The organism is Thioclava sp. UBA3469, assembly GCF_002378135.1.
In the GTDB taxonomy this organism is placed as follows: domain Bacteria; phylum Pseudomonadota; class Alphaproteobacteria; order Rhodobacterales; family Rhodobacteraceae; genus Thioclava; species Thioclava sediminum.
The window spans coordinates 1-916 of the sequence record NZ_DFRG01000186.1 but is presented as its reverse complement, the minus strand read 5'-3'; the positions used below and the strand labels follow the sequence as shown (position 1 = coordinate 916).

General features: G+C 64.2%; 1 protein-coding gene and 1 pseudogene. One reads left to right on the top strand and one right to left on the bottom strand.

Annotated elements, in window-relative coordinates:
- A pseudogene (locus B3D39_RS13455) lies at window positions 1-401 on the bottom strand (aminopeptidase N); the annotation flags it as partial.
- 321 nt (window positions 402-722) lie between these two features.
- Between B3D39_RS13455 and B3D39_RS13450 the strand changes: the two are divergent.
- A partial coding sequence (locus tag B3D39_RS13450) for a hypothetical protein (protein ID WP_286789791.1) occupies window positions 723-916 on the top strand: 194 nt, incomplete at its 3' end.

Below are 916 nucleotides of genomic sequence, written 5' to 3'. Positions count from 1 at the left end.
AAGCCCTCGGCCTCGCATTGCGTGCAATACATGCCGTTGGACATGTAGAGCCCTTCGAGCGCTGTGTTCTTCGACGGTGCGATCCGGGTGACGGTCTCCAGCGTGAAGGCCTGAGACGGCAGAACATGCGCCGGGATCGTAAGGCCCGTCTTGCTCAGCTCGTAGTCGTCAGGCGTCAGCGCGCGCCCGTCCACTGCGACCGAGACAAGCTCCAGATCTTCGCCATCGAGTTCCAGCGCGGCCGCCTCCTGCCGGGGCGAGAAGGCGAGACGCGCGCGCACCTCGGTCGCCTCCGGGTCGAGCTTGAAATCAAGCCGCACGGTCTCGAGGGTGAAGGGATAGGGGCGGTAGTCGCTCAGGCGCTTGGCAGGGGCGTCGGCAGCCGTCAGTTCAGCGGACATTCTTACGATATTCCTAATTAACTTCGGGTTATTTCAGGTGGCGCGCGCCCGTGCGAAAGCAAGTTCGCCTTTGCGTGAGCCGCGCCTCTGATGTTCGGCGGGCGCGATCCGGTCTCGGCGTCGCAGTCCCGCAGCTGGCGGAACAGTATCTGCCCCGCTCGGGGTTTTCAAAGCGGTTTCGCGGACCGCTCTGAGAGACGCGTGGCAGGCCGGGAGAACCTGAAGCGGGTGGGTTGCGTTACCTAAGGTGAACGGGGCGGCTTGGCGCGAGGTCGCGACCGCCCCGACATGGAATTTGGAAAGATGGAAGGAGGACATCCGATGTCCGCACCCGATACCAATATGAAGACCCAGAAGAAGAGACACGCCCCCGCCCTGATCGGGATCGCGATCGTCGCGGTGCTGGGCGTGGCGGTGATCCTGGTCTGGATCGCGATGGCCACAGATACCTCGGAGCCCGCGGCAAGCGATGCAAGTCAGGCCGAGGTCACGACGCAACCCGCGCCGGAGACCGA